The 23,504-nt window shown below is 72.3% G+C and carries 22 protein-coding genes; 8 read left to right on the forward strand and 14 right to left on the reverse strand.

Annotated elements, in window-relative coordinates; translation table 11 throughout:
- Positions 1-232: 232 nt before the first annotated feature.
- Positions 233-610, forward strand: a complete 378-nt coding sequence (locus AC07DS_RS00925) for a hypothetical protein (protein WP_479141415.1) — start codon at positions 233-235, stop codon at positions 608-610.
- A gap of 292 nt (positions 611-902) precedes the next feature.
- On the opposite strand, the gene AC07DS_RS00930 is transcribed toward AC07DS_RS00925, so the two are convergent.
- Positions 903-1,664 carry a peptidoglycan-binding domain-containing protein gene (locus tag AC07DS_RS00930; RefSeq protein WP_479141417.1) on the reverse strand — a complete coding sequence of 254 codons (762 nt, stop codon included), beginning with the start codon at positions 1,662-1,664 and terminating at the stop codon, positions 903-905.
- A 138-nt stretch (positions 1,665-1,802) separates the two neighbouring features.
- Entirely contained in the window at positions 1,803-2,636 is an 834-nt protein-coding gene (locus AC07DS_RS00935) for an ATP-grasp domain-containing protein (RefSeq protein ID WP_479141418.1), read from the reverse strand.
- A 155-nt stretch (positions 2,637-2,791) separates the two neighbouring features.
- Between AC07DS_RS00935 and AC07DS_RS00940 the strand changes: the two genes are divergently transcribed.
- Complete coding sequence (locus AC07DS_RS00940; protein ID WP_391333486.1) at positions 2,792-3,364, forward strand: MarR family winged helix-turn-helix transcriptional regulator; 573 nt, start codon at positions 2,792-2,794, stop codon at positions 3,362-3,364.
- 7 nt (positions 3,365-3,371) lie between these two features.
- Here the strand turns inward: AC07DS_RS00940 and AC07DS_RS00945 are convergent, their stop codons facing one another.
- The 10 genes from AC07DS_RS00945 to AC07DS_RS00990 form a co-directional block, all read right to left on the reverse strand.
- On the reverse strand, positions 3,372-4,076 hold the full coding sequence (locus AC07DS_RS00945) for a gamma-glutamyl-gamma-aminobutyrate hydrolase family protein (protein WP_479141420.1): 705 nt from the start codon (positions 4,074-4,076) through the stop codon (positions 3,372-3,374).
- Positions 4,073-5,563, reverse strand: coding sequence for an aldehyde dehydrogenase (locus tag AC07DS_RS00950; RefSeq protein ID WP_479141421.1), 1,491 nt, complete (start codon positions 5,561-5,563; stop codon positions 4,073-4,075). The genes AC07DS_RS00945 and AC07DS_RS00950 overlap by 4 nt, the downstream gene beginning before the upstream one ends.
- A 60-nt stretch (positions 5,564-5,623) precedes the next feature.
- Positions 5,624-7,084 (reverse strand): APC family permease, encoded by a 1,461-nt coding sequence (locus tag AC07DS_RS00955; RefSeq protein WP_479141423.1) that lies wholly within the window; start codon positions 7,082-7,084, stop codon positions 5,624-5,626.
- A 185-nt stretch (positions 7,085-7,269) separates the two neighbouring features.
- Positions 7,270-7,893 carry a TetR/AcrR family transcriptional regulator gene (locus AC07DS_RS00960; RefSeq protein ID WP_479141424.1) on the reverse strand — a complete coding sequence of 208 codons (624 nt, stop codon included), beginning with the start codon at positions 7,891-7,893 and terminating at the stop codon, positions 7,270-7,272.
- Positions 7,894-7,937: 44 nt separating this feature from the next.
- The gene (locus tag AC07DS_RS00965; RefSeq protein WP_479141426.1) at positions 7,938-8,783 is read right to left on the reverse strand and encodes a fumarylacetoacetate hydrolase family protein; all 846 of its coding nucleotides are present in this window, start codon (positions 8,781-8,783) and stop codon (positions 7,938-7,940) included.
- A 10-nt stretch (positions 8,784-8,793) separates the two neighbouring features.
- The gene (locus AC07DS_RS00970) at positions 8,794-9,738 is read right to left on the reverse strand and encodes a 3,4-dihydroxyphenylacetate 2,3-dioxygenase (protein WP_479141428.1); all 945 of its coding nucleotides are present in this window, start codon (positions 9,736-9,738) and stop codon (positions 8,794-8,796) included.
- Complete coding sequence (locus AC07DS_RS00975; protein ID WP_479141429.1) at positions 9,731-11,191, reverse strand: aldehyde dehydrogenase; 1,461 nt, start codon at positions 11,189-11,191, stop codon at positions 9,731-9,733. The genes AC07DS_RS00970 and AC07DS_RS00975 overlap by 8 nt, the downstream gene beginning before the upstream one ends.
- 97 nt (positions 11,192-11,288) lie before the next feature.
- Positions 11,289-12,101 carry an acetoacetate decarboxylase family protein gene (locus tag AC07DS_RS00980; RefSeq protein WP_479141431.1) on the reverse strand — a complete coding sequence of 271 codons (813 nt, stop codon included), beginning with the start codon at positions 12,099-12,101 and terminating at the stop codon, positions 11,289-11,291.
- A 10-nt stretch (positions 12,102-12,111) separates the two neighbouring features.
- A complete protein-coding gene (locus AC07DS_RS00985) occupies positions 12,112-13,320 on the reverse strand; it encodes an NAD(P)/FAD-dependent oxidoreductase (protein ID WP_479141433.1) in 1,209 nt (402 codons plus the stop codon).
- A gap of 3 nt (positions 13,321-13,323) precedes the next feature.
- Positions 13,324-13,512, reverse strand: coding sequence for a ferredoxin (locus tag AC07DS_RS00990; RefSeq protein ID WP_479141435.1), 189 nt, complete (start codon positions 13,510-13,512; stop codon positions 13,324-13,326).
- Positions 13,513-13,881: 369 nt separating this feature from the next.
- On the opposite strand from AC07DS_RS00990, the gene AC07DS_RS00995 reads away from it, so the two are divergent.
- Together AC07DS_RS00995 and AC07DS_RS01000 are read left to right on the forward strand one after the other, a co-directional pair.
- Positions 13,882-15,231, forward strand: a complete 1,350-nt coding sequence (locus AC07DS_RS00995) for a glutamine synthetase family protein (protein WP_479141436.1) — start codon at positions 13,882-13,884, stop codon at positions 15,229-15,231.
- A 16-nt stretch (positions 15,232-15,247) separates the two neighbouring features.
- A complete protein-coding gene (locus tag AC07DS_RS01000) occupies positions 15,248-16,534 on the forward strand; it encodes a cytochrome P450 (protein ID WP_479141437.1) in 1,287 nt (428 codons plus the stop codon).
- Positions 16,535-16,546: 12 nt separating this feature from the next.
- Here AC07DS_RS01000 and AC07DS_RS01005 read toward each other — a convergent pair whose 3' ends face one another.
- A complete protein-coding gene (locus AC07DS_RS01005; RefSeq protein ID WP_479141439.1) occupies positions 16,547-18,010 on the reverse strand; it encodes an HAD-IA family hydrolase in 1,464 nt (487 codons plus the stop codon).
- Positions 18,011-18,198: 188 nt separating this feature from the next.
- Between AC07DS_RS01005 and AC07DS_RS01010 the strand changes: the two genes are divergently transcribed.
- The 4 genes from AC07DS_RS01010 (at position 18,199) to AC07DS_RS01025 (ending at position 23,040) form a co-directional block, all read left to right on the forward strand.
- On the forward strand, positions 18,199-18,990 hold the full coding sequence (locus tag AC07DS_RS01010) for a TetR family transcriptional regulator (protein WP_479141441.1): 792 nt from the start codon (positions 18,199-18,201) through the stop codon (positions 18,988-18,990).
- A 183-nt stretch (positions 18,991-19,173) separates the two neighbouring features.
- Complete coding sequence (locus AC07DS_RS01015) at positions 19,174-19,593, forward strand: Zn-ribbon domain-containing OB-fold protein (RefSeq protein WP_468811293.1); 420 nt, start codon at positions 19,174-19,176, stop codon at positions 19,591-19,593.
- 49 nt (positions 19,594-19,642) lie between these two features.
- A complete protein-coding gene (locus AC07DS_RS01020) occupies positions 19,643-20,053 on the forward strand; it encodes a nuclear transport factor 2 family protein (RefSeq protein WP_479141443.1) in 411 nt (136 codons plus the stop codon).
- 212 nt (positions 20,054-20,265) lie between these two features.
- Positions 20,266-23,040: an alpha/beta hydrolase family protein gene (locus tag AC07DS_RS01025; RefSeq protein WP_479141445.1), complete on the forward strand. Its 2,775-nt coding sequence runs from the start codon at positions 20,266-20,268 to the stop codon at positions 23,038-23,040.
- A 54-nt stretch (positions 23,041-23,094) separates the two neighbouring features.
- Here AC07DS_RS01025 and AC07DS_RS01030 read toward each other — a convergent pair whose 3' ends face one another.
- Positions 23,095-23,481 (reverse strand): PPOX class F420-dependent oxidoreductase, encoded by a 387-nt coding sequence (locus AC07DS_RS01030; RefSeq protein ID WP_479141447.1) that lies wholly within the window; start codon positions 23,479-23,481, stop codon positions 23,095-23,097.
- Between the last annotated feature and the right edge of the window lie 23 nt (positions 23,482-23,504).

Here is a 23,504-nt window from a genome sequence, read left to right on the forward strand (position 1 = left end):
GCCGACGGACCGCCCATGCGCACGCAAGCACTCCAGCCGCGCAGGTCCTCCGCGTCCGGGGCCCCCGCTCGGACACCCTCAGCCGCCGTCCCCTACCCACGTCGGCGAACAGGGTGTCCGGTGGCGCACCGCCCAGGCGATGCGCCCGTGGCGGCCCCGGCCATCCCCTAGGCCGGGGCCGCCCCAACCGTCGGACCACCCTCACGACGCCGCACACCGGAAGCGATTGCCCATGTCCTTGACCACCACCACGCGCCTCAGCCCCGACTGGCCCTGCCAGGTCAAGATGCCCGGCAGCTACGACTGGGAACGCTCGGCGGCCAAGTGGCTGCGCGAGCTGGTCCCGGCGCGCTACGCCAGCTACCCGGCGCTGATCCGGCACCCCGTCCTGCTCGCCCGGCACGCGCAGATCCAGGTCCAGCAGGAGATCCGGGTGGCCCGGACGGCACTGCAGACCGCGCGGGCCGAACTGCCCGTCCTCGGCCTGCCCGAGTCGGTCATCGAGCACACGATCAAGATGTACGCGGCCGAGGTGCTTCAGCTGCAGCACATCGCGCGCAGTGTCCGCGCGGTCAGCGAGGCGCTGGCAGCCCGCGGCATGCCCCGCTGAGTCGTCACCGGTCGGCGCTGGTCGCCTGTCGTCACCATCTCGCCTGTCGGCACGATGTCGTCAGTCGTCGTTGCGGTGTCGCCAGTACCAGCAGGCGCCGACAACCAGGGCCAGCAGGAGGACGGCGGGCACTAGCAGGCCCGGGATGCGGGAGCCGGTCATCGGCATGGCCTTCGTTCGTGGTGCGAGGTGCGCCCGGCGGCGGGCCGCAGGGTGAGCCCATGGTGGGGCCCGCGGGCCGGTCGTCCACGATGTTTTCCCGAGGCCTTGCCCGGTGTTCGAGCCCGGCCGCTCAGCCTCCGCCGTCGGGGCTCGTCCGGGACTCCAGTGCGCGGCGCGTGTCGTTGCCGTAGACGCCCGTCTCGTCGCCGCTGATGCCGTACCAGAGCTGGAAGCGGGCCACGGCCTCCGTGAGGACGGTGTCGTAGGTGCCGTCGGTCGATCCGTCCCGGTAGACGTCGGGGACGCGCAGCAGGCGCTGCTGCAGTTCGGCGACCTCGGGACCGGTGTCGCCCTGCCGGAGGGTGCCCACGCCGTCGGGGTCGGCGGCCGGGGTGGTGCCCGGTGTGGTGGCGGGCGCGGCCGGAGCGGTGGCCGTCGGTGTGGTCGTGGTGGTGTGGGACGGCTGTGGGCTCGCGTCCGCCTCCTGCCGCGTGGGGAGCAGGAGGGCGCAGCCGAAGCCGACCACCGCGGCCGCTCCGACGGCCACGGCGACAGCGGCACGCCGCAGCCCCGGGGCCGAACGGCCGTTGCCGTTGCCGTTGCCGTTGCCGTTGCCGTTGCCGTTGCCGTTGCCGTTGCCGTTGCCGTTGCGCGAGGTCTGCCGGGTGGGCGGGAAGGGGGGCAACTCCTGGGTGTCGTCCTCGGGGACGGATGTCCGGGGCGCGCCGGCACCGGGCAGGGGTGCCGTGCCGAAGGACTCGAACGTCTCGCGTTCCGGGAGCATCTCCCGCATCAGCTCCGCGAGGGCGTCGAAGCGGCGCAGTCGTACGACGCGGACGGGTTCGAGGACCGGTCCGGGGTGCGGCTGTTCAGGATCGGGCGGTGTCGGCACCCTGCTCTCCTTCCGTCCCGTGCGTACGGGATCCGCGGTCCCCGTGCTGAGATACGGCGCACACACCACAGCCGTTCAGCCCCGCCCCTCTCCCCCGACCCCTGACCGCGACGGCGGGCGCGACGCAGCGGATCACCGTCAGGCCGGGGTGAGCGCTCCCTGGACGAACCGGCTCAGGGACGCCGTCAGCGCGGTGACGAAGGCGTCCCGGGCCTCCTCAGGGAGGGCGTCCAGGGACAGGTAGGGGTTGAGGTCCTCCAGCTCGACCAGAAGCAGCTCGCCGTCCGGCGCGCGGCAGGCGTCGACGCGCTGGATGCCGTGGCCGAGGCCGTTCCAGTCGATGAAGTGGCGGGCGAACTCCAGGTCGGCGGCGGTGGCGGCGTACGGCCGCAGCTCCCAGCGGCGCGCCGGGTCGGGTGCGTAGAGGGCGTACTGGAAGTCGTCGTCGACGAAATAGAAGGACACCTCGTAGGCGAAGTCGACGCACGGCTGGACGAGGACGGTGCCGTCGGCGAGGCCGGCGGCGGGCAGGATCCGCAGGCCGAGGGAGTCGGCGCCGGTCTTGGGCTTCACCACGTAGCGGTCGGCCACGGGCAGCTTGTGCAGGTCCTCGGCACGGTCGACGGTGGGGATGACCGGGAAGCCGGCGGCGCTCAGGTCGAGCAGGTACTGCTTGCCGGCCATGTCCGCCTTGCCGCTGAGCGGGTTGTACACCAGGGCCCCGCTGTCGAGCGCACGCGCGCGGAAGGCCGCGTACTCCTTCTGGTAGCCGAGCACGGGCCCGCTGTTGCGGACGACGACCGCGTCGTAGGCGTCCATCAGCGCGGCCGCGTCCAGCGGATGGCACAGGGCGAGGTCGAAGTGCGTACGCAGCCGCGAGGTCAGGAAGACGTCCTCGTCGCCGTAGCGGCGCCCGCTGGCCGGGTACGCCAGGTCGGTGACGTAGAGGACGCGGGGACGTGCGGCGGACATGGGGATCTCCTCGGACAGCTGGCGTGCAGAAAGGTTACGTCCAGGGGTGGCCGCTCCCGCCCCCGGCCCGTTCCTCCGTACAATTTGAGGCCGAACGATCTCCCGTGGCGGGGACCCGGCCGTGGGTGTCCCGCTCAGCGACCCGAGGAGCGCCCGTGCCCGGCCAGCGATCCATCACCGAAGCCGAACGGCTCGCGTCGGCGAAGCTCGGCGGCGTCCCGATCCGCCGGGAGCAGATGGCGGCCGTGGCCAACATCTACCGGGCCGCCTCCGCGGTGCGGCAGCACCTGGAGAACTCGGTGCTGCGCGGCTCCGACCTGACCTGGACGGCGTTCGTCGTGCTCTGGGTGGTGTGGGTGTGGGGTGAGTCGGAGACCCGGCACGTGGCGGAGGAGGCCGGGATCTCCAAGGGCACGCTCACCGGTGTGGCGCGCACGCTGGAGTCGCGCGGGCTCCTCGCCCGGGCCGGGCATCCGGACGACGGGCGGCTTGTGCTGCTGAGCCTCACCGACAAGGGCGAGGACCTGATGCAGCGGGTGTTCCCGCAGTTCAACGAGGAGGAGGCGTTCGTCACCGCCGGTCTGAGCGACGCCGAGTGCCGCAGCCTCGCGGAGGGGCTGCGACGGGTCGTCCTGCAGGTCGAGGAGCACGGTGAGGAGCGTCGCCGGGAGCTGCTCGGCGGGGCCGAGCCGGCGCCCCGGCGAAGTGGGCGGCGCGCCAGGAACTGAGCGGCGCTCACCGGCGGGTACGGGCGGCGCTCACCAGGGCGTCGAACAGGCCCTGCTGGGCGGGGTCTTCGTGCGCCGTGTCCTCGGGGTGCCACTGCACGGCGGTGAACCAGCCGTGTGCATCCGGGAGTTCGAGCCCTTCGACGGTGCCGTCGGCGGCGGTGGCCGTGACGGCCAGACCCTCGCCCGGGCGGTCCACTCGCTGGTGGTGGTAGCAGGAGGCGTCCGCCTTCCCGGCGCCGGTGGCTTCTTCGAGCAGGGTGCCGCGCCTGATCCGTACCGGGTGCACGAGGTGCCGGTGTTCGTGTTCCGGGCCGCCCATGTCCTGCTCCAGGCTGCCGCCGAGGGCCACGTTGACGACCTGCAGTCCCCGGCAGACGGCCAGCAGGGGCAGGCCCGTGCCGAGGGCGTGGCGGGCGACCCGGAGGTCGAAGGTGTCCTGGAGTTCGTCGACGTCGTAGACGCTGTCATGGGTGGTGGCGGCGCCGTAGCGGTGCGGGGCGAGGTCGCCGCCGCCGGGGAGCAGGACGCCGTCGAAGCGGGCGAGCCGGGCGGCGACGTCGCTCTCGGCGGGGTGGATGCCCACGGGTTCTCCGCCGGCCCGCCAGACGGCCTCGATCAGGGCGCGGGCGTTGACCTCGGCGGCGTACCGCAGGGCGGAGGTGGTGGCGGAGAAGCGGGCGGGTACGGCGATCAGCGGGCGGTGGGTCACAGCTGGATCCAGGTCGTTTTGAGCTCGGTGTACTTCTCCAGGGCGTGCGCGGACTTGTCGCGGCCGTTGCCGGACTGCTTCATGCCGCCGAAGGGGACGGTCAGGTCGCCCTCCTCGTAGCAGTTGACCCACACCGTGCCCGCCTTCAGCCGGCGGGAGACCCGGTGGGCGGTGGCCAGGTCGGACGTCCACAGGCCGGCGGCGAGTCCGTACTCGGTGGCGTTGGCGAGCCGTACCGCCTCGTCGAGGTCGTCGAAGGTGAGGACGGAGAGGACCGGGCCGAAGACCTCCTCGCGGGCCAGCCGCATCCCGGGGGTGACGCGGTCGAAGACGGTGGGGGCGAGGTAGCTGCCGCCGGTCTCGACGAGGGTGCGGGCGCCGCCGGTGCGCAGACGGGCGCCCTCGGCGCCGGCGGTGGTGACGTGGTCCAGGACGCGGTCCAGGTGCGCCTCGCCGACGAGGGCGCCCATCTCGGTGGCGGGGTCGAGCGGGTCGCCGACGCGGATTTCCCGGGCCCTTCGCACGACGGCGTCGGTGACGCGCTCGGCGATCGAGGAGTGCACGAGGAGCCGGGAGGGCGCGGTGCACATCTCGCCCTGGTTGAAGAAGATGCCCCAGGCCGCGGTGGCGGCCGCGCGGTCGAGGTCGGGTGCGTCGGGCAGCACGATGTTGGGCGACTTGCCGCCGAGTTCGAGCCAGACCCGCTTGAGGTTGGAGTCGGCGGAGTAGCGCAGGAAGTGCCGGCCGACGGCGGTGGAGCCGGTGAAGGCGAGGACGTCGACGTCCGGGTGCAGGCCGATCGCGCGGCCCGCGGTGGGGCCGTCGCCGGTGACGACGTTGAGCACGCCCGGGGGCAGCCCGGCCTCGGTGCCGATCCGGCCGAGCAGCAGCGCCGACAGCGGGGACGACTCGGACGGCTTCAGGACGACCGTGCAGCCGGCCGCGAGTGCCGGGGCCACCTTCCAGCTCGCCAGCGTGAGCGGGAAGTTCCAGGGGACGACCGCGCCGACCACACCCGCCGGTTCGCGGGTGACGAGGGCGAGGGCGTCGGGAGCGGTGTGCGGGGACTCGTCGGTGAGCTTGTCGGCCAGCTGGCCGTACCAGCGGAAGGTGTTGACCGCGGCGCGCAGTTCGACGGCGTACGCGTCGGTGATCGGTTTGCCCATCTCCAGGGTGACGGTGAGGGCGAGCTTCTCCCGCTGTTCTTCGAGGAGCTCGGCGATGCGGAGCAGCACACGGCCGCGTTCGGCGGGGGCCAGGCGCGGCCACGGTCCTGAGTCGAAGGCGCGGCGGGCGGCGGCGACGGCGTGGTCGACCTCGGCCTGCCGCGCGTCGGCGACCTCGGTGAGGATCTGTCCGTCGCGGGGCGAGACGACGGCGAAGGTCGTCCCTCCCCCGGGTTCGTCGGTCCCGTCGATGTGGTGCGGCGCGGGCAGGCCGAGGGTCTTGGCCCGGCGCAGCAGTTCGTCATGGGTGACGTCCAGCATGGTGTTCCTGTCCGGGGTAGAGGGCCCGGCCCCTGACGGAGCCGGGCCCGGTGGGGTGCGTCAGCGATTCCCGGCGGTCCGGGAGTGGACCACGCGCGCGGTCCCGGCGCCCAGGAGCAGCACCGCGGGTACGGCCGCGACGAGCCAGGCGGCGGTGGTGGCGTCGCCGCCGATGAGGGTCGTGAAGTTGGCGAGGACCACCCAGATCACGGCGGCGATGCCGAGGGCGCCGAGGGACGGCGCGATCAGGGTGTTCCAGCGCCGGGTGTCGAGGCGCTCGCGGCGGAAGAAGACGATCACGGAGAGCGAGGTCAGGAAGTACAGGAGCATGCAGGCCAGGACCCCGACGCCGCTGAGCCAGGAGAAGAGGGTGAGGACCGGGTCCTTGCCCGCGAGGGCGAACGGGATCACCAGCAGCACCGCGATCGTCGTCTGGACGATGCCCGCCGCCCACGGCGAGTGCCGCTTGTTGAGCGAGCGCAGTCTGCGGGGCAGCAGACCCTCGCGGCTGAGGGAGAACAGGTAGCGGTTGGCGGAGTTGTGGAAGGCGAGGATGCCGGCGAACAGGGAGGTGCCCAGCAGGACGGGCAGCACGTCACCGGCCCAGCCGCCGAAGAGCCGCGCGATGGGCGCGAAGACGAACACGGTGGCGTCGCCGCCCTCCAGTGCCTTGCCCGCCGCCCCGGTGACCTTCGTGGCGCCGTACGAGGAGACCAGCATCCACGAGGTGAAGGCGAAGAAGCCGGTCACCACGGCGACCGACAGGTAGGTGGCCCGGGGCACCGTCCGGTGCGGCTCACGGGCCTCCTCGCCGTAGATCGCGGTGGCCTCGAAGCCGAACATGGACGCGACGGCGAACATCAGGGCCACGCCCGGGGCGCCCTGCAGGACGGCGCTCGGGGAGAAGGTGTCGGCGACGCCGAGGCCCTCGGGGCCGCCGCCCTTGAAGAGGGTGACGAGGGCGAAGGCGAGCAGGATGCTGAACTCGGCCAGCACGAACACGGCGAGCACCTTGGCACCGATCTCGATGCCCGTGGCGCCGAGCGCCTGGACGACGGCCATGGTCACCAGGGCCCACACCCACCAGGCGAGGTGGACACCGGCATAGTGCCCGACCAGGCCGGCGACCGTGAAGCCGTACAGGCCGTACATCGCGGCCTGGACCGTGCAGTAGGCGAAGAGTGCCACGGCGGCGCTGCCGCTGCCGGTGGTCCGGCCGAGGCCCTTGCCGATGTACGTGTAGAAGGCGCCCGCGTTCACCACGTGCCGGCCCATCGCCACGAATCCCACCGAGAACAGCAGGATCACCGCGCCCGCGACGGCGTAGGCGGCCGGGGCCCCGGGTCCGTTGCCGACGGCGACGGCGATCGGGACGGCGCCGGCGATGCCGGTGAGCGGCGCCTGGGCGGAGAGGACGAAGAAGAGGATGCCCAGGACTCCCAGGGCGTTGCGCTTGAGGGTTCCTGCGGGCTGCGGGGCCTCTCCGGCCCGGGGCGCTGCGTCGACCGTCTGACTGTCCACTCGGATCACCTGCTGAGGAGGGGAGGGAGGTTTCGTTTTGAGCCAAACGAGTTGCCTCATGGTGGGCCGGAACTATCCATCTGGCAAGGGGTGGGGGCGGGGAATTTACGGTCCGGAAACCACCTGTGGGATCGCATGAGAAACCCCCCGCCGCGACCGCGACGGGGGGTCCCTACCGGGCACGCTCAGTCGGCGTCCGGGGGCCGCTCGCCCAGGTCGCGCAGGAGGGCCCGCAGCTCGGCGAGGCAGGCCTCGGTGTCCGCCCGGTCGGTGATGCCGGTCAGCTGGTGCAGGACGAGCCCGTCCAGGGCGGCGAAGACCAGCCGGTTGAAGGCCGGGTCCGCCCCGGGCGGCAGGATTCGGTCCAGCTCGCGCTGCGAGGCACCGAAGTACTCGGCGTACAGCTCACGCGCCTGCGGCAGCAGCTCGGGGCGGCGACGGGCCTCCAGCAGCAGCTCGTACTGGTACGCCTGCCCGTCCGCGTCCTCCTCCACCATGTCCGTGAGACCGGCGACGAAGTCCTCGGGGCGGCCGGTGCCGGGTTCCAGGAGGCTGCTGCTGAGGCTGGTGCGGATCGCGTAGGCCAGCGACTCCTCGATCAGCGCGTCCCGGGACCCGAAGTGGTGCACGACCAGACCGTGGGTGACACCCGCCTCCTCGGCGACCGCCCGGTAGGTCAGGTGGCGCAGACCCCGGCGCCCGACGACCCGCACGGCGGCCCTGAGCAGCGCCTCGCGGCCCTCGCCGTAACCGAGCCGCTTGCGGGAGGGCGGGCGGCGTTCCTGCGAGGTCCCGGCGGATTCGGTCATGGCGGTGACCCTACCCGCCGCCCGTGCCGCGCAGGGTCCGCCGTTCACCGCCGCGGCGGCCTGATGCCGCGGAACTCCCAGTCGCCGCCCAGCGCGGTGGACAGCACCTCCTCGGACTCGGTGGGCTGCGCGCCGACGTCGGTCCGGACCGGGGTGGGTCCGGTGACGACGTGGTTGGTGAGCCGGCCGAGGCCCTCGACCTCCACCTCCACGACGTCGCCCGGCCGCACGGGCCGCGAGTTGGCGGGGGTGCCGGACAGCAGCACGTCACCGGGGTACAGGGTGATCGTGCGGGCGATGTCGGCGACGAGGTAGTGCATGTCCCACTTCATCTCGTCGGTCGAACCGTCCTGGACGACCTCACCGTTGACATAGGTCCGCAGCCGCTTGCCGTGGAAGTCCCAGTCGGTGACCAGACCCGGACCGAGCGGGCACAGGGTGTCGGAGCCCTTGACCCGGAGCATGGAGCCCGCGTCGGTGTCGCGGAAGTCGTGCAGGCCGTAGTCGTTGGCGACCGTGTAGCCCGCGATGTACTCCCCCGCCTCGGCGGGCGAGATGTTGCGGGCCGTCCGCCCGATCACGATGGCCACCTCACCCTCGTAGTTGAGCCACTTGCAGCCCTCGGGGCGGACGATCGCGCCCCGGTGGGAGTTGAGGGAGGAGGTCGGCTTGTGGAAGTAGGTCGGTGTGTCCGGGAGTTCGATGCGGAACTCCTCCACGCGGCTGCGGTGGTTGAGGTGGACGGCGATGACCTTGGAGGGGACCGCCGGGGGCAGGTGCGCGGCGTCCTCGATCCTGACGCGGCGGCCGTCACCGGCGACGAGTCCGTCTCCGTCGACGGTGACCTGGACGGCGGCACCGTCGAGGAGGATGCGGCGGTACTCGGGCATGACGGTTCTCCTAGACGCGGCTGTGCGGGGTGCGCGGGGACGGTGCTGCGGGCCGGCCGGTGCCGGTCCAGCCGGCGGCCGGGCGGTCGAACCAGAGGTGCACCTGGCCGGTGCCGACGGAGTTCTCGTACTCGCCGTACTGGCGGGCCCTGGCGACGCAGGCCCGCTCGCCGAGGGCGCCGGCCATCATCAGGTAGTGGGAGAACTTCGCCTCGGGCTTGAACCTCCAGAACTCGTCCATGGTGTCGAGGACCTTGTCGTGGCGGCCCTCCTTGAACCATTCGATGCGCTCCTGGTCCGCCTCCCGGGCCTGGGGCGTGCGGATGTGCACCGGGTCGCTGGACTCGTGGTCGCGCAGCTCGCGCAGCGGCCAGAAGGTGTGCGAGAGCGCACCGGAGGCGATGAGCAGCACCCGGCGCCCCGGGGTGGCGGCGATACCGTCGGCGAGGGCACGCCCGAGCCGCAGATGGTCCTCCATGTCACCGGTCTGGCAGACGCCGATGGTCACCCACCGCTTGTCGGGAAGACCCTCACCGAGGAACTTCCAGAGGTTGATGGTGGCGTAGTAGATCGGCAGGTAGTCGTCCTCGATCGGGGTGATCCAGGTGCCGTGCCGGTCTGCGAACGAGGCGATGTTGTGGGCGAGTTCGGGGTCGCCGGGGAAGTCGTACGGCATCCGGCACATGCCGCGCGGCAGCTCCTCGGAGGTGAAGAGCCCGGCCCGGCGCCGCTGTGCGGTGACGACGAACTCGACGGTGGTCGCCCAGTGCGAGTCGAGGACGACGACGGTGTCGTACTCATGGGCGGCACCCCGCTCGAAGACGTCCTCGCGGAGCTGTCGCAGGCCCGTGACGAGGGTGATCTCCTTGCCCTCGTTCAGCTCCAGCCGGTCGGCCTCCGGCAGCACGATGGTGGGGACGTGGGCGAGCAGCCCCGCCCCGACGATCTCACCCATGGTCCTTCCATCCCTTCGGGGCGGTGACGGTGTTCTTCAGGTCGCAGTAGAAGTCGAAGCTCCAGGTCCCGCCCTCGCGTCCGACACCGGAGAGGCGGGAGCCACCGAACGGTGCCTGCAGGTCGCGTACGAAGAAGCAGTTGACCCAGACGGTGCCGGCGACGAGCCGCCCGGTGACGCGCTCGGCGCGCGCACGGTCGCCGGTGGCGACGGTGGCGGCGAGGCCGAAGCGGGTGTCGTCGGCGAGCCGGACGGCCTCGTCCTCGGTGGCGAAGGTCTGCAGGGTCAGGACGGGCCCGAAGACCTCCTCCTGCACGATCTCCGAGTCCTGGGCGACGTCGGTGAGGAGCGTCGGCGCGTAGTACTGGCCGTCCTGCGGGTGCCCGCCGATGACGGCACGGGCGCCCTCCTCGATCGCCCGGCGTACGAACCCGTCGATCTTCTCCAGCTGGCGTGGGTGGATGTTGGGCCCGATGTCGGTGCCCTCGTCCCGCGGATCCCCCTGCGTGAGCCGTCCGGCCTTCTCCACGAAGCGCCGGGTGAACTCCTCGGCGACCGACTCCTCGACGAGGATCCGCGTGGCGGCGAGGCACACCTGGCCGGCGTTGTCGTACTGCTCCACCGCGAGGTCGACGGCGAGGTCGAGGTCGGCGTCGGCGAACACCAGCAGCGGTGACTTGCCGCCGAGTTCGAGGCTGAGCGGGGTGAGGTTGGCGGCGGCCGAGGCGGCGATGCGGCGAGCGGTCGGCACGGAACCGGTGAAGCTGATCCGGCGCACGTCCCGGTGCGCGGTGAGGGCGTCACCGATCTCGGCACCGTATCCCTGCACGACGTTCAGAACCCCGGCGGGCAGCCCCGCCTCGGCGGCGATGTCGGCGAGCAGCGAGGCGGTCAGCGGAGACCACTCGGCCGGCTTCAGAACCACGGTGTTGCCCGCGGCGAGAGCCGGGGCGACCTTCCAGGTGGCCAGCATCAAGGGGGCGTTCCACGGCGTGATCAGCACACAGGGGCCGGCCGGGTCCCAGCTGACGTGGTTGCGGTGCCCCCGCGTCTCGAAGTCCTCGTGGTCGAGCTGGAGCAGCCAGTCGGCGAAGAAGCGGAAGTTGTGGGCGACGCGGGGCATGACGCCCCGGCGGTGCGAGCGCAGCAGAGCACCGTTGTCGGCGGTCTCCACGACGGCCAGCTCTTCGATCCGCTTCTCGACACCGTCGGCGATGGCGTGCAGGATCCGGGCCCGCTCGGCACGGGGGGTGGCTGCCCAGGCGGGGAAGGCGGCCTTGGCGGCCGAAACGGCGGCTTCGGCTTCTGCGGGGCCGCCGCGGGCGATCTCGCCGAGGGCGGTGCCGTCTATGGGCGAGTGGTCGGTGAAGGTGTCCCGGGAGGCGACGCGCCTGCCGCCGATCCAGTGCCGGGTGTCGACGGTGATTCCAGCGACAGTGATCTTGTGAGACATGAGAAGGGCTCCATTCAAGAGAGGGGATGTGCAGCCGCCCCAGGGGCGCGGGGAACTGCGCGACCAGCCACAACGAACCCGCAGCAGACGATCGACCTCACTCGGCAGACGCCCCCGACGTACCGGACTCAAGCAGCCGACCGCCGTCCCAGACCACCCCGACCTGTCGGTAGTACGCAGCGATCGGTTCACGAATCTCCAGCCGCGCCAACTCCTCCGTCGGCGCCTCGAACAACTCCAACTCGGCATCAGCGAGCCACGGTTGCCCACCTTCGAAGGAGGCGGCCCCCGACTCGATCAACTCATCCAGCGCAAGCCCCTTGCCCTTCTCGATCGAGGGCAGCCACCGATGGTGGGCCATGGGGTGCCCGTTGACGAACCCATTCGTGTCCGACGGCTCCCGCAGAGTCACCACGGCCTGGGCCAACCGCCGGTCCGCGGCAGCGAGCGTCGCCCCGAACCGCGCCCCCGCCTCGATCCGCGGAGCGGGCCCGTACGGATGCGGCCGCGTCTGGTGGATGGACCCGAGCTTCTTCGGATACCCCTGGTGCAGCCCCCGCGCGATCGCGAAGTCCTTGTCCACCCAGATGTACACGCACCGCGAGTACGTCTGCCCCCGGTACTTGCACCGGACGACGGCGAAGGCCTCCTTGTACTGCGAGAGCACCGGATCGAGCAGCTCCGAACCCGACTGGGAGCAGGACTGCCAGTCGGCCCAGACCAGGGCGACCGCGCCGGGGTCTTCGTCGGCCAACTCAAGTGGCTCGGGCAGCAGTTCACGCACCCGCGCGGGATCCGTACGGTATTCGACGGTGAGCAGGTCGCCGGAGTAGCGCCAGGGCGGCGAGGGGATCAGCGACGAGGCACCCGTCGCCGTCTTGGGGTGGAAGTAACCGCGGACACTGGTCACTTGGGGCTCCTTACGCGGTGAGAGCGGGCTGCTTCAGCAGTTCGGCGCGGTAGCGGGCGGCGGCGGAGGCGACTCCGGGGCCGCCGAGCGCGACGACGCCGACCAGGCGGCCGTCGCGGTGGTGGCCGGCGAGGAGGTCGCCGTCGGTGTCGCCCTCGAGGACCCGGACGTCGGCGAGGCCGAGCGTGGGCGCGCCGAAGGACTGCAGCCGGAAGTCGTGCTGGTCGCTCCAGAAGGTGGGCAGCGGCGCGAACGGCGCCGGTACCGGCTCACTGCCGACGAGCTGGGCGGCCAGGGCCTTCGCGGCCTGCTTCGCGGTGTCCGTGGGGATGGACCAGTGCTCGACCCGGCGGGGTACGCCGTCGTAGCGGGCGTTGGGGAAGCGGGCGACGTCACCGACGGCCACGACCTCCGGGCGGCCGCCGACCCGCAGCAGCCCGTCCGCGAGGACACCGTCGCTCAGGTCGACGCCGTTCCCGTCCAGCCACTCGGTGTTGGCGATCGAACCGACCGATTCGACCACGACGTCCGCCGGCAGGACCGAGCCGTCGTCCAGCACCACGCCGGTGACCGTTCGATCGCCCTCGAAGCCCTGGACACCGGTGCCGAGCCGGAACCGTACGCCCCGCGCCTCGTGCCGCCGCAGCAGCGACCGGGCGAGCAGCTCACCGAGCGGGCCGACCATGGGCAGGGGCAGCGGGTCGACGACGGTCACCTCGGCGACGCCGAGTCCGACCGCGGTGGCGGCGACCTCGCAGCCGATGAACCCGGCGCCGACCACGACCACCCGGGCCCCGGGCCGGGTCAGCGCCTCACGCAGGCCCTGGGCGTCGGCGAGGGTGCGGAGCGTGTGGCGGCCGGCGAGCGGGCCGGGGCAGCGCAGCCGGCGGGGCCGCATGCCGGTGGCGACGACCAGTCCGTCGTACGCGAGCACCTCGCCGCCGTCGAGTTCCAGGGTCCGCTCGTCGAGCCGGGCCGCGACGGCTCTGCGTCCGAGGCGCCACTCGACGTCGGCGACGCTCGCCCGGGGGCGGAAGGCCAGCGACTCGAAGGGCGCCCTGCCCGCGAGGACCTCCTTGGAGAGCGGCGGGCGGTTGTAGGGCATGTGGGGCTCGTCCCCGACCAGGGTGATCGCCCCGGTCCAGCCGGCCGCACGCAGTTGTTCGGCGGCGCGCAGGCCGGCCATGGAGGCGCCGGCGACGAGGATGCGACCGCTCATGGGTCAGTCCTCGATCCGGATGGCCTGGAGCGGGCAGACGTCGGCGGCCTCCTCGACCTCGTCGCGCAGGGCGTCGTCGGGGTCGCTGACGTGGGCGAGGCGCCCGTCGGTGTCGAGCTGGAAGACGTCGGGTGCCGCGAAGACGCACTGGCCGTGGTCCTGGCACTTGTTCATGTCGACGACGACCTTCATGGCCGGTCCTCCTGAGGGTGAGGGCGTCGAAGCGGAGTGAAGGGGAGAAGTGGGGCCCGTCCGGCTCAGGAAGGGCCCCGGCCAACGGGGTGCGATGACCGCACCCCGAACTCGTTTGGCTTCAAACAAGGTAGGCAGGCACCACCCCCTGGTCAATACCTATCCGGATGGATAAATTCTTGTCACGGAGACCTTGCGGTCCGGCATGACGCTGCCTACCGTTTGGCTTCAAACAACACGCCCGGGGCTGCCCGGGAGCCGCCCCGCACGGGCCCCTCCCCCGCCGCATCCCGGCCTTCTCCGCCACGCCACCCGCCTCCCGGACAGCACGGTCCCGGAGGTGCCCGACGTCCGCCCCAGGAGACAACGGTGAGCGCTCATGACATCCAGGAAGTCCGCCGCCACATGGACCGGCTCGCCGCCGACGGCATCGACGTCGTCCGGGTGACCTATCCCGACCTGATCGGCACCGAGCGGGCGCGCGACGTCCTGCTGGCGGAGCTGCCCCGGGCCGTGGAGCACGGGCTGGCCTTCTGCCGGGCCGTCTACCACACCAGCCCGCAGGGCGATGTCGTCCCGGTGAGCGGCGGGCTGGACGCGGGGCTGCCCGACATCGCCGTACGACCGGACCTCGACACGCTGACCGCGCTGCCGTGGGAGCCCGGTGTCGCGGCCTGTCTCGCGGAGATCGTCGACCCGGCCACCGGGTCGGCGGCGCCCGAATCGCCGCGCGACCTGCTGCGCACGGTCCTGGAGCGGTGCGGGGAGCACGGGCTGCGCCCGGTCGTGGGACCGGAGCTGGAGTACTACCTGTGCGAACCGGACCCCGCCGGAGGCTGGCGCCGCTACGCCCGCGACCCCGGTGTCGTCTACACCGCCGGCCTGCGCGCCGACCCCGAGAACCACCTGCTGCGCACCCTGCGCCAGGTGCGCGATCTGAACATCGGTGTGATCAGCGGAAACCACGAGTTCGACGGCGGCCAGTTCGAGATCAACCTGATCCATTCGGACGCCCTGTCGGCGGCCGACCGCTCCTTCCGCTTCAAGGCCGCGATCAAGGAGCTGGCCCGCCGGGAGGGCAGGCTGGCCACCTTCATGGCCAAGCCGTTCAACGACTCCGGCGGTTCCGGCTTCCATCTGCACCTGTCCTGCGACGACGCCGACGGCCGCAACGCCTTCGACGACGCCTCGAGCCCGTACGGCCTGTCCGCCACCGCCCGCCACGCCGTGGCCGGTGTCCTCGCCCACGCCCCGGCACTCGCCGCACTGCTCAACCCGACCGTGAACTCGTACAAGCGGTTCGGCCCGGACACCCTCGCTCCCTGGCTGATCGACTGGGGGCTGGACAACCGCAGCGCCATGGTCCGCATCCCGCCGGAGCGCGGCAGCGGCGCACGCCTGGAGCTGCGACTGGGCGACGCGAGCGCCAACCCGTACCTCGCGATCGCCGGCACGATCGCCGCCGCCCTGCTGGGCGTGCTGGCCGGAGAGGAGCCACCCGCCCCGCTGGAGGGCTACGGCTACGACGCCGCCAGGTCCGCGCTGCTGCCGGCGACCCTGTCCGCCGCCCTGGACGCACTGGAGGCGGACACCGCGCTGGCCGAGATCCTCGGCAAGGACTTCACCACGTCCTTCCTCTCCTACAAGCGCAACGAGGTCGAGCGCTTCCAACGGTTCGTCACCGACTGGGAGTTCACCGAGTACGCCTACCACCTGTGACACCGAGGAGCCACCGATGACCACCGAGACCCCGACCGCCGCCGCGAGCGAGCCGATGCCCCTGGCGGACGTCGACCTCGCCGATCTCGACAACTTCACCGACGGCATCACCCCGTGGCGGATGTTCCACACGCTGCGCCACGAGGACCCGGTGCACTGGCAGCCGGAGGAGGCGCCCAACTCCGGTTTCTGGGCGGTCACCCGGCATGCCGACATCGCCCGGGTCGACCGGGACGCGGAGACGTTCACCTCGGCCCGGTTCGTCAACCTGGAGGAGCTGGACGACGACCAGATCAAGAAGCGGGCCTCCATCCTGGAGCTGGACGGCGTCCGCCACCGCGCGCTGCGCAGCCTGATCCAGCGGCAGTTCGGCGCGAGCGTGATCAACAGCTACGCCGGCTTCCTGCGCGGACTGACGGCGAAGACCCTGGACACGGCGCTCGCCAAGGGCCGCTTCGACTTCGTCGCGGACGTCTCCGCCGACTTCCCCATCAACGTGCTGGCCCGCCTCCTGGACGTGCCGCCGGAGGACAACCAGCAGCTCATCGACTGGGGCAACCGCATCATCGGCAACACCGACCCCGACTACGCGGACGTCCTGCTGCACAGCGAGGAGAGCGAGAAGTACCGCGACCTGCCGTTCCGTTCCCCCGCCTCGCTCGAAGTCTTCGAGTACGGGCGGGAGCTGGCCCGGCAGCGGCGTGGCAGGGACGGCACCGACCTGGTGTCCAAGCTCGTCAACACCACCCCGCGCGACGGCGTCCCGCTCTCCGCACAGGACTTCGACAACTACTTCCTGCTCCTGGTGGTGGCCGGCAACGAGACGACCCGGCACACCATCACCCACTCCATGCTGGCCCTCCTCCAGCACCCGGAGCAGCTCGCCCGCCTCCGGGACGATCCCTCCCTGATCCCCACGGCCGTCGAGGAGTTCCTGCGCTGGGCCTCCCCCGTCTACCACTTCCGCCGTACCGCGAACCGGGACGTGGAGCTCGGCGGCAAGCGGATCAGGGAGGGCGACAAGGTCGTCATGTGGTACGCCTCCGGAAACCGCGACGAGGAGGTCTTCGGCAACCCGTACGCGTTCGACGTGGCCCGGCAGGACAACGACCACGTCGCCTTCGGCAAGGGCAGCCCGCACCTGTGCCTCGGCAACCTGCTCGCCCGCACCGAGATCCGGATCATGTTCGAGGAACTGATCCCGCGCCTCGCGGACATCCGCCTGACCGGTGACGTCCCGCGCGTGCGCTCGAACTTCGTCAATGGCATCAAGAAGCTGCCGGTGGAGGTCACCCTCGCCTGACGGCGGGCGGCCTCACAGCCCCGCCGCCCACAGCTCCTCCCGGTCGATCCCCGAAAGGCCCCGGCGCACCGTGCGCCGGGGTGCTTTCCCGATCGGCGTGTACGACGGGACGGCGAGCACCCTGCAGCCGGCCGCCTCGGCCGCCGTGACCCCGCTGGGCGAGTCCTCGACCGCCAGACAGGCGGCGGGGTCCACGCCGAGGGCCCGGGCGGCGGCGAGGTAGGGGTCGGCAGCCGGTTTGGTGCGGGGTGTCTCGCCCCCGGCGAGGGTCGTACGGAACCTGTCGGCACCCAGCACCTTGAGCGCGGCGTCCACGACGGGCCGCGCGGACGCCGAGACCAGCGCCATGGGAAGGTCCAGCTCCGCGATCGTGTCGAGGAGTTCGAGAGCACCCGGGAGCGGGGTGGCCTCCTGCTGCACCGTCTCCAGGAACCGTGCGTCGAGGTGTTCAGCGAGGTCCCGCGGGTCGGCTCCGGTCAGCCGGTGCAGGTGCCGGGCGGTGTCCGCGGTGGACCGGCCCAGGGCGTCGAAGAGGTCGTCGATGCCGATCCCCGGCACCCGCTCCCGGACCGTGCGCAGCCACAGCGACTCGGTGTCGACGAGCGTGCCGTCCATGTCGAGGAGTACGGCGTGCGGCTCGGCCGCGAAGGGGTGGCCGTCCAGGGTCCAGTGCCGGTCGGGGTGCCGGCCGAGGGCGGCGAAGACCTGTGCGGCGACATCGGCGTGCCGTACCCGCGGGGGTGCCTGGCCGATACCGGGGCCCGCCGCCGCCAGCCAGGCCGTGCGCTCCTCGGCGGAGCGGCCGCCGTGGCCGCCCGCGTCGACGTGACCGTGGTCGGTGACCACCAGGTACGTCCAGTCCTCCTCGGCGAACGTGCGACGGGCACGTACGGCCGCGAGCAGCCGGCCCACGCGGGCGTCGGCGCGGCGGACCGACGCCTCGTAGACCGCCCCGCAGCCGAGGACGTGCGCGGTCTCGTCGGGCGCGCCAAGATGGACGAACGACGCCTCGACGTCCTCCTCGGCCAGGATCTGCGCCGCGGCCTCGGTGATCCGCTCGTCGCACTCCTCCCAGCCCTCGGGGGTGTCGGCCTCCGGAGCGATGAACGCCGTCCGGGACGCCGCCCGGAACAGGGGTCCGCCGTCGCGCGGCTGCAGCAGGGGCCGCCAGCCCGCGGCGACGAAGGTGCGCCGGCCGTCGTGGTGGTCGAGGCGGGTGGCGAAGTCGGGGAACACGTCGAGGCGGTGGCCGCCGAAGTCGTCGCTCCACACTCCGTGTTTGGCGGGGCCCACACCGGTGACGATCGTCGCCCAGCAGGGTCCGGACATGGTGGGCGTGTCGTCCGCGACCTCCACGGGCGTGAGGAATCCTTCGGCGGCGACGGCGTCGAGGTGCGGCGTGGGCTGGCGGTGCAGTACGTCGAGACGTACGCCGTCGATGCCGACGACGAGGACGCGGCGTGCGGCGACGGGCATGGCGCTCCTTACGATCGATCAGGCGGACCGGGACAGCTCCTCCGGCCCTACTCCATAAGCGAACGGAAGGCCCTTGGCGTAACGCGCCACCCGGTGGGTGGCTCAGCTCAGAGCACTCAGTTCCCCTGACGCACCCCTTCCGCTGCACTGAGTGTCATGAAACCGGGCCGAGTGCTACGTTCCCGTTCATGAGCTCCAGCAGCGCGGCGCCGACCGCGAAGCCGCCGATGCGGGACGCCCTGGTCGCGGCGGCCTTCCAGCTCTTCCTGGAACGCGGGTACGAACAGACCACCGTGGACGACATCGTGGCGCTGGCCGGGGTCGGCCGCCGCTCGTTCTTCCGCTACTTCCCCTCCAAGGAGGACGTGGTCTTCCCCGACCACGAGCGCTGCCTCGCCGACATGACCGCGTTCCTCGCCGCGAGCGACGAGGCGGACGAACCGGTCCGGCGGGTGTGCGACGCGGCCCGGCTCGTGCTGCGGATGTATGCGGAGAACCCGACCTTCTCCGTACAGCGCTACCGGCTCACCAAGAAGGTGCCGGGGCTGCGCGCGTACGAGCTGTCCGTGGTCTGGCGCTACGAGCGCGCGCTCGCCGAGTATCTGCGGGGGCGGTTCGCCGGTCAGCACGACGGGACGCTGCACGCCGACGTCATCGCGGCGGCGGTCGTCGCCGCGCACAACAACGCCCTGCGCTCCTGGCTGCGTTCGGACGGCAAGGGCGACGCGGGCACGGCGGTGGACCATGCCCTGGGGTACGTCCAGGCCGCCTTCGCCCCGCCGGCACACCCACGCCCCACCCCGGCCGGCGAGCACCCGGAGATCGCGCACTTTGGTGTCACGCACACCGAAGGCGAGCACCCGCAAGCGGCGCCGCTCGGCATCGAGCGTCCCGACGACGTGATCGTCCTCGTCACCCGCCGGGACGCACCGCTGTGGCGGGTGGTGCGGGAGTTCGAGTCGGCCGTCGGTCGCGCCTGACCCGCACACCCCTGGAGCCCCTCACTCACAAAGCCTCCGCAGATTTGGGGTACGGAGTGCCTTTACGAGTGACACTGAGTGCCATACTCTGTCGGCGTGCACGGCGGCACGGCAACCGGGCACACACGCGCGCGGTTCGCTCCGGGCGCACGGATTCCGGCCGAGGGCAGGGAGTTGACCAGCGTGTACCACCACTCAGCGAGCGCCTCGCATCCGGCGGCAGGCTCCGCGGGGACGGGTGTCCTCGACCCCGCCGTCGTGGACTCCAAGGACGCCATCGTCTTCCAGCGCTGCACCTGGTGCGGCACCGCGATGTACCACCGGCTGCTGTGTCCGGTGTGCCAGGGCAGCGAGCTGCGCACGGAGCGCAGCGAGGGCGCCGGGACGGTGCGCCACTCCACGGTGGTGCACCGCAACACTCCCGCGGCGCGCAATGTGTCGCTGATCGAGATGGCCGAGGGGTTCGTCGTACGGGGCCGGGTCATGGGCCCGCCCGTCGGCATCCACAGCGGGGACCGGGTACGGCTGTCCACGGCCAAGGACCCGGTCCGGGGCGAGCCGGTCTTCCAGCTGATCGACGAGCCGTACCGGGCCTGGACCTGAGGCCGCCGGGCCGCCCTCCCACGGCCTGCGCGAAGATGCCCCCATGGACATGGCATCGGTATCGGAACCGACCTCCGAATCGGAATCGGAGCAGGTGAACGCGGCGATCGAGGGTGAACTCGCGCTCCTGGATCCCCGCGTGCGCTCCTCACGGGACCTGACCCGGCAGTGGCTCGACCCGGAGTTCACCGAGGTCGGCGCCTCCGGCAGGCGCTGGACCCTGCAGGACATCCTGGCCGCGCTGCCGGACATGGCGGGCAGCACGGACGAGGGTCCCCGTTACGAGCCCGCGGAGATGAACGGCGTCCTGCTGGCGCCGGGTCTGGTGCATCTGACGTACGAGACCGTGCTCGACGGGCGTCACGCGCGCCGCAGTTCGCTGTGGCGCCGGCGGGACGAACGGTCGGGCTGGCGGATGTACTACCACCAGGCCACCCCGGTGCCGCCCCCGGCCGGGTAGTCGCTCCGCCGCCAACTCACCGACAGCGGGCGGAAGTTGCCGTGCCATCCGACCACCGGCCCCGCCTTGCCGTGCGCCGGACCGCCGGCCGCGCGATGTGATCCAACACTTGCCCTTCACAGGCAACCCACAGTGTCTCCTTCCCGTCCTCCCGGGACGAGGGGCGCCCGGGACCGCCGGGACGCCCGAAGGACGGGGTCAGAGGAGGAACTGTGGTCCGTGCCCGGCGCATATGGGTCACCGCCGCCGCGTTGCTCGCGGTGGCGGGTGCATCCCCAGGGGCGGCAGTCGCACAGGGTCAACCATCATCACAGTCGGCGGCGTTGACCGCGGCGGCCGACGGGAAGCTGCCGCCGGGGTGGGGGATCACCGGCGGCCGGTCGGCGTCGCAGCAGCTGGTGTGGCGGTCCGACCGGCCGGTGCCCATGGGGGACGCGCGGGTCGAATTCCGTGCGGGCGGACGTCTCCTGGGGATTCCGCAGCCGGCCGAGGACGGACGCACCTTCCGGCTGCCGCTCGCCGGACGGCACCCCGACGAGCTGGGCGGGCTGGGCGGGCTGCAGGTCTGGTCCGGCGGACGGCGACTGGACGCCGAGGCAGCGGTTCCGACCGGATCTCCGGTACAGCCGCCGGCCCCACTGCCGGCCAACTCCGTGGACCCGGGCAAGCCCGGTTCGTACGGCACCAAGACCGGTGAGTACAGCCTGAAGTCGGTCCGGCTGCCGGGCTTCTCCGCCCCGGTGGAGATGCGCGCGGTGGTCGTCGCGCCCACCGGCGCCCGTGGCCCCCGTCCGCTCGCGCTGTTCCTGCACGGCCGCCACTTCACGTGCTACAAGGGCCAGGACATCACCGGCGACTGGCCCTGCCCGGCCGGGACGAAGGCGGTGCCGAGCCACCGCGGTTACCTGCGCGACCAGAAGCTGCTGGCCTCCCAGGGCTATGTGACCGTGTCGATCTCCGCGAACGGCATCAACGGCCAGGACGGGGACGTCGAGGACGGCGGCGCGCAGGCGCGTTCGTCCCTGGTCCGGCTGCACCTGGCCCAGTGGGCCGACTGGGCCGCGCACCCCGAGACCGCTCCGCAGATCGTTAAGGACGCGCCCCGCGCCGACCTGTCCCGCGTCCTGCTGGTCGGGCACTCGCGCGGCGGCGAGGGCGTCGACCGGGCCGCGATGGACAGCCTGTACCCGCCGCCCGCCGCCCAGGACGGCTACCACGGGCCGGTGCGCTGGACGATCCGCGGTCTGGTCCTCATCGGCCCCACCGTCTTCGGCCAGAACCCGGTGCCCGACGTACCGTCCGTGTCGGTCCTGCCGGGCTGCGACGGTGACGTCTCCGACCTCCAGGGCGAGGTGTACGTCGACGGCACGCGTGGGGTGAGCCGCGGTGCCGCGCTGCACAGTGCGGTGTACGTCATCGGCGCCAACCACAACTTCTTCAACTCCGAGTGGACGCCGGGGCAGGCCACCGCGCCCGCCCAGGACGACTTCTCGGACGACCCGCAGCACCCCGACCCGGTGTGCGCCAAGCGTGCCGCGACCCGGCTGACCGCCGACCAGCAGCACCGGGCCGGTTCGACCTACATCGCGGCCGCCGCGCGGCTGTTCCTCGCCGGTGACGACAAGGTGCGGCCGCTGCTGGACGGTTCCGGCAAGCGGGCCCCGTCGGCGGACCCGGCGCGGGTCCTCAGCCACGCGGTGGGCGGACGCCGTGACGCCGCGTTCCTGCCGGACGGCGGGGTGTCCGTGACGGGTGCCAGGCTGTGCGCGGCGGTGGACCCCTCCCCGGCCAAGGCCTGCCTGGGCCGGGGTGCCAAGGGGAGCTCTCCGCACTTCGTGCAGTGGGAGACCGACCGTGAGCCGGGCCGGCACGCGATCGCGCTGCGCTGGACCCACGCGGGCACTCCGGCACGGGTGGCGGTGAAGGACCCGGTCTCGATGGCCGGTGACAAGGCGGTCGCGCTGCGGCTGTTCGTGCCGCCGAACTCCCGGGGCACGCGCCTGGACGTGTCCGTCACCGACGCCTCCGGCCACAGGGCGGTCCTCGGCAAGGTGAAGGCCGACGGGCTGCCGGGCAGCCAGAGCACCGCGTCCTACTGGGCGCGGGAGATCCGGGTGCCGCTGACGGCGGCCACCCGCGCCGGGCTGGACCTGCATCGGATCAAGTCCCTCGAACTGACGCCCCGTTCGGGCTCCGGCCGGGCCTGGCTGATGGACGCGTGGGGCTGGCGGCCCGGTCTGTCGGCGCTGCAGGCGGCCGGTCTGCCGCGCGTGGACGTCGGCCGCACGACGGTGGACGAGGGTGACTCCGGCACCCGCACCTACCGGGTTCCGGTGGAGGTGTCGGGGCAGGGCAGCGGACAGGTCCGGGTGTACGTCTTCGACCCGGCCACCGGCAAGGTCACGAACCGGCTGGTCACCGTGCGTCCCGGCGGTCACGACATCGATGTGCCGGTCGAGGTGAAGGGCAACACGCGCTACGGCCGGGACGTGCAGTACGACGTCGGCGTCAAGGCGGTCCGCGGCGCGGTCGTCGGCTCGTACCGTGGCGGGATCACCGTGCACGACGACGACCCGGCGCCCAGGATGACCGTCACCCCCGTCGCCGACAAGGTGACCGAGGGGCAGACCCTGAAGTGGCGGGTCTCGCTGTCCGAGGCCGTCGACGTGGACATGAGCGCGTTCTTCCTCGCGGTGAAGCCCGACGGGGCCGAGCTGTCCACCAAGGACGTGTCCGCGCGCTGGCTGCGGGACCACACGGGTGTCTCGCCGGACCCGGAGCGGCCGCTGTCCAAGCTGCCCGGCGGTCTCTACCTGTGGGTGGACATCCCGGCGGGCAAAACCAGTGCGGACATCACCGTTCCCACGGTCAAGGACCGGGTGCGGGAGTCCGCGGAGTCGGTGCGGTTCCAGCAGATCGACGACCAGACGGGCAAACCGCAGCCCGGCGGGCTGGAGTTGAACGGCTCGGTGCTCGACGCGTCGTAGCCGCTCGAAGCCCTCGTCGTAGCCGCCCGAAGCCCTGGGGAAGCAGCAGCCTCCTCAGGGCTTCAGCGTCACCCGGATCCCGACGGTGCCCTCCAGCCCGCGCCGCAGCCGGCTGCCCAGCAGGGTGAGCCGGCCGACGATGCCGTACTTGCGGGCGATGAGGGTGCGGTAGCGGGCGGTGGTGGCCGTGTCGGCGATCTCGGCGGTGGCCGGGACCTGGTCACCGGTGGGATTGCCACGCAGGTCGCAGGGGCCGACGAGGACGTCGGCGCGCCGGCGGATGCGCTTGACCTTCCAGCTGTCGGCGGCCGTCCACGCGCCCAGGGCGTCCCCGTCCCGGATCACCCACACCGGAGTCGCGACGGGGGTGCCGTCCTTGCGGTAGCTGGTGACCAGCAGGTACTTGCCGGAGCCGAGCCGGTCCAGCTGCGTGTCGTCCATCCTGGCAGTCTAGGAGGCCGCGC

It is taken from the genome of Streptomyces sp. NPDC044064, from assembly GCF_056434245.1.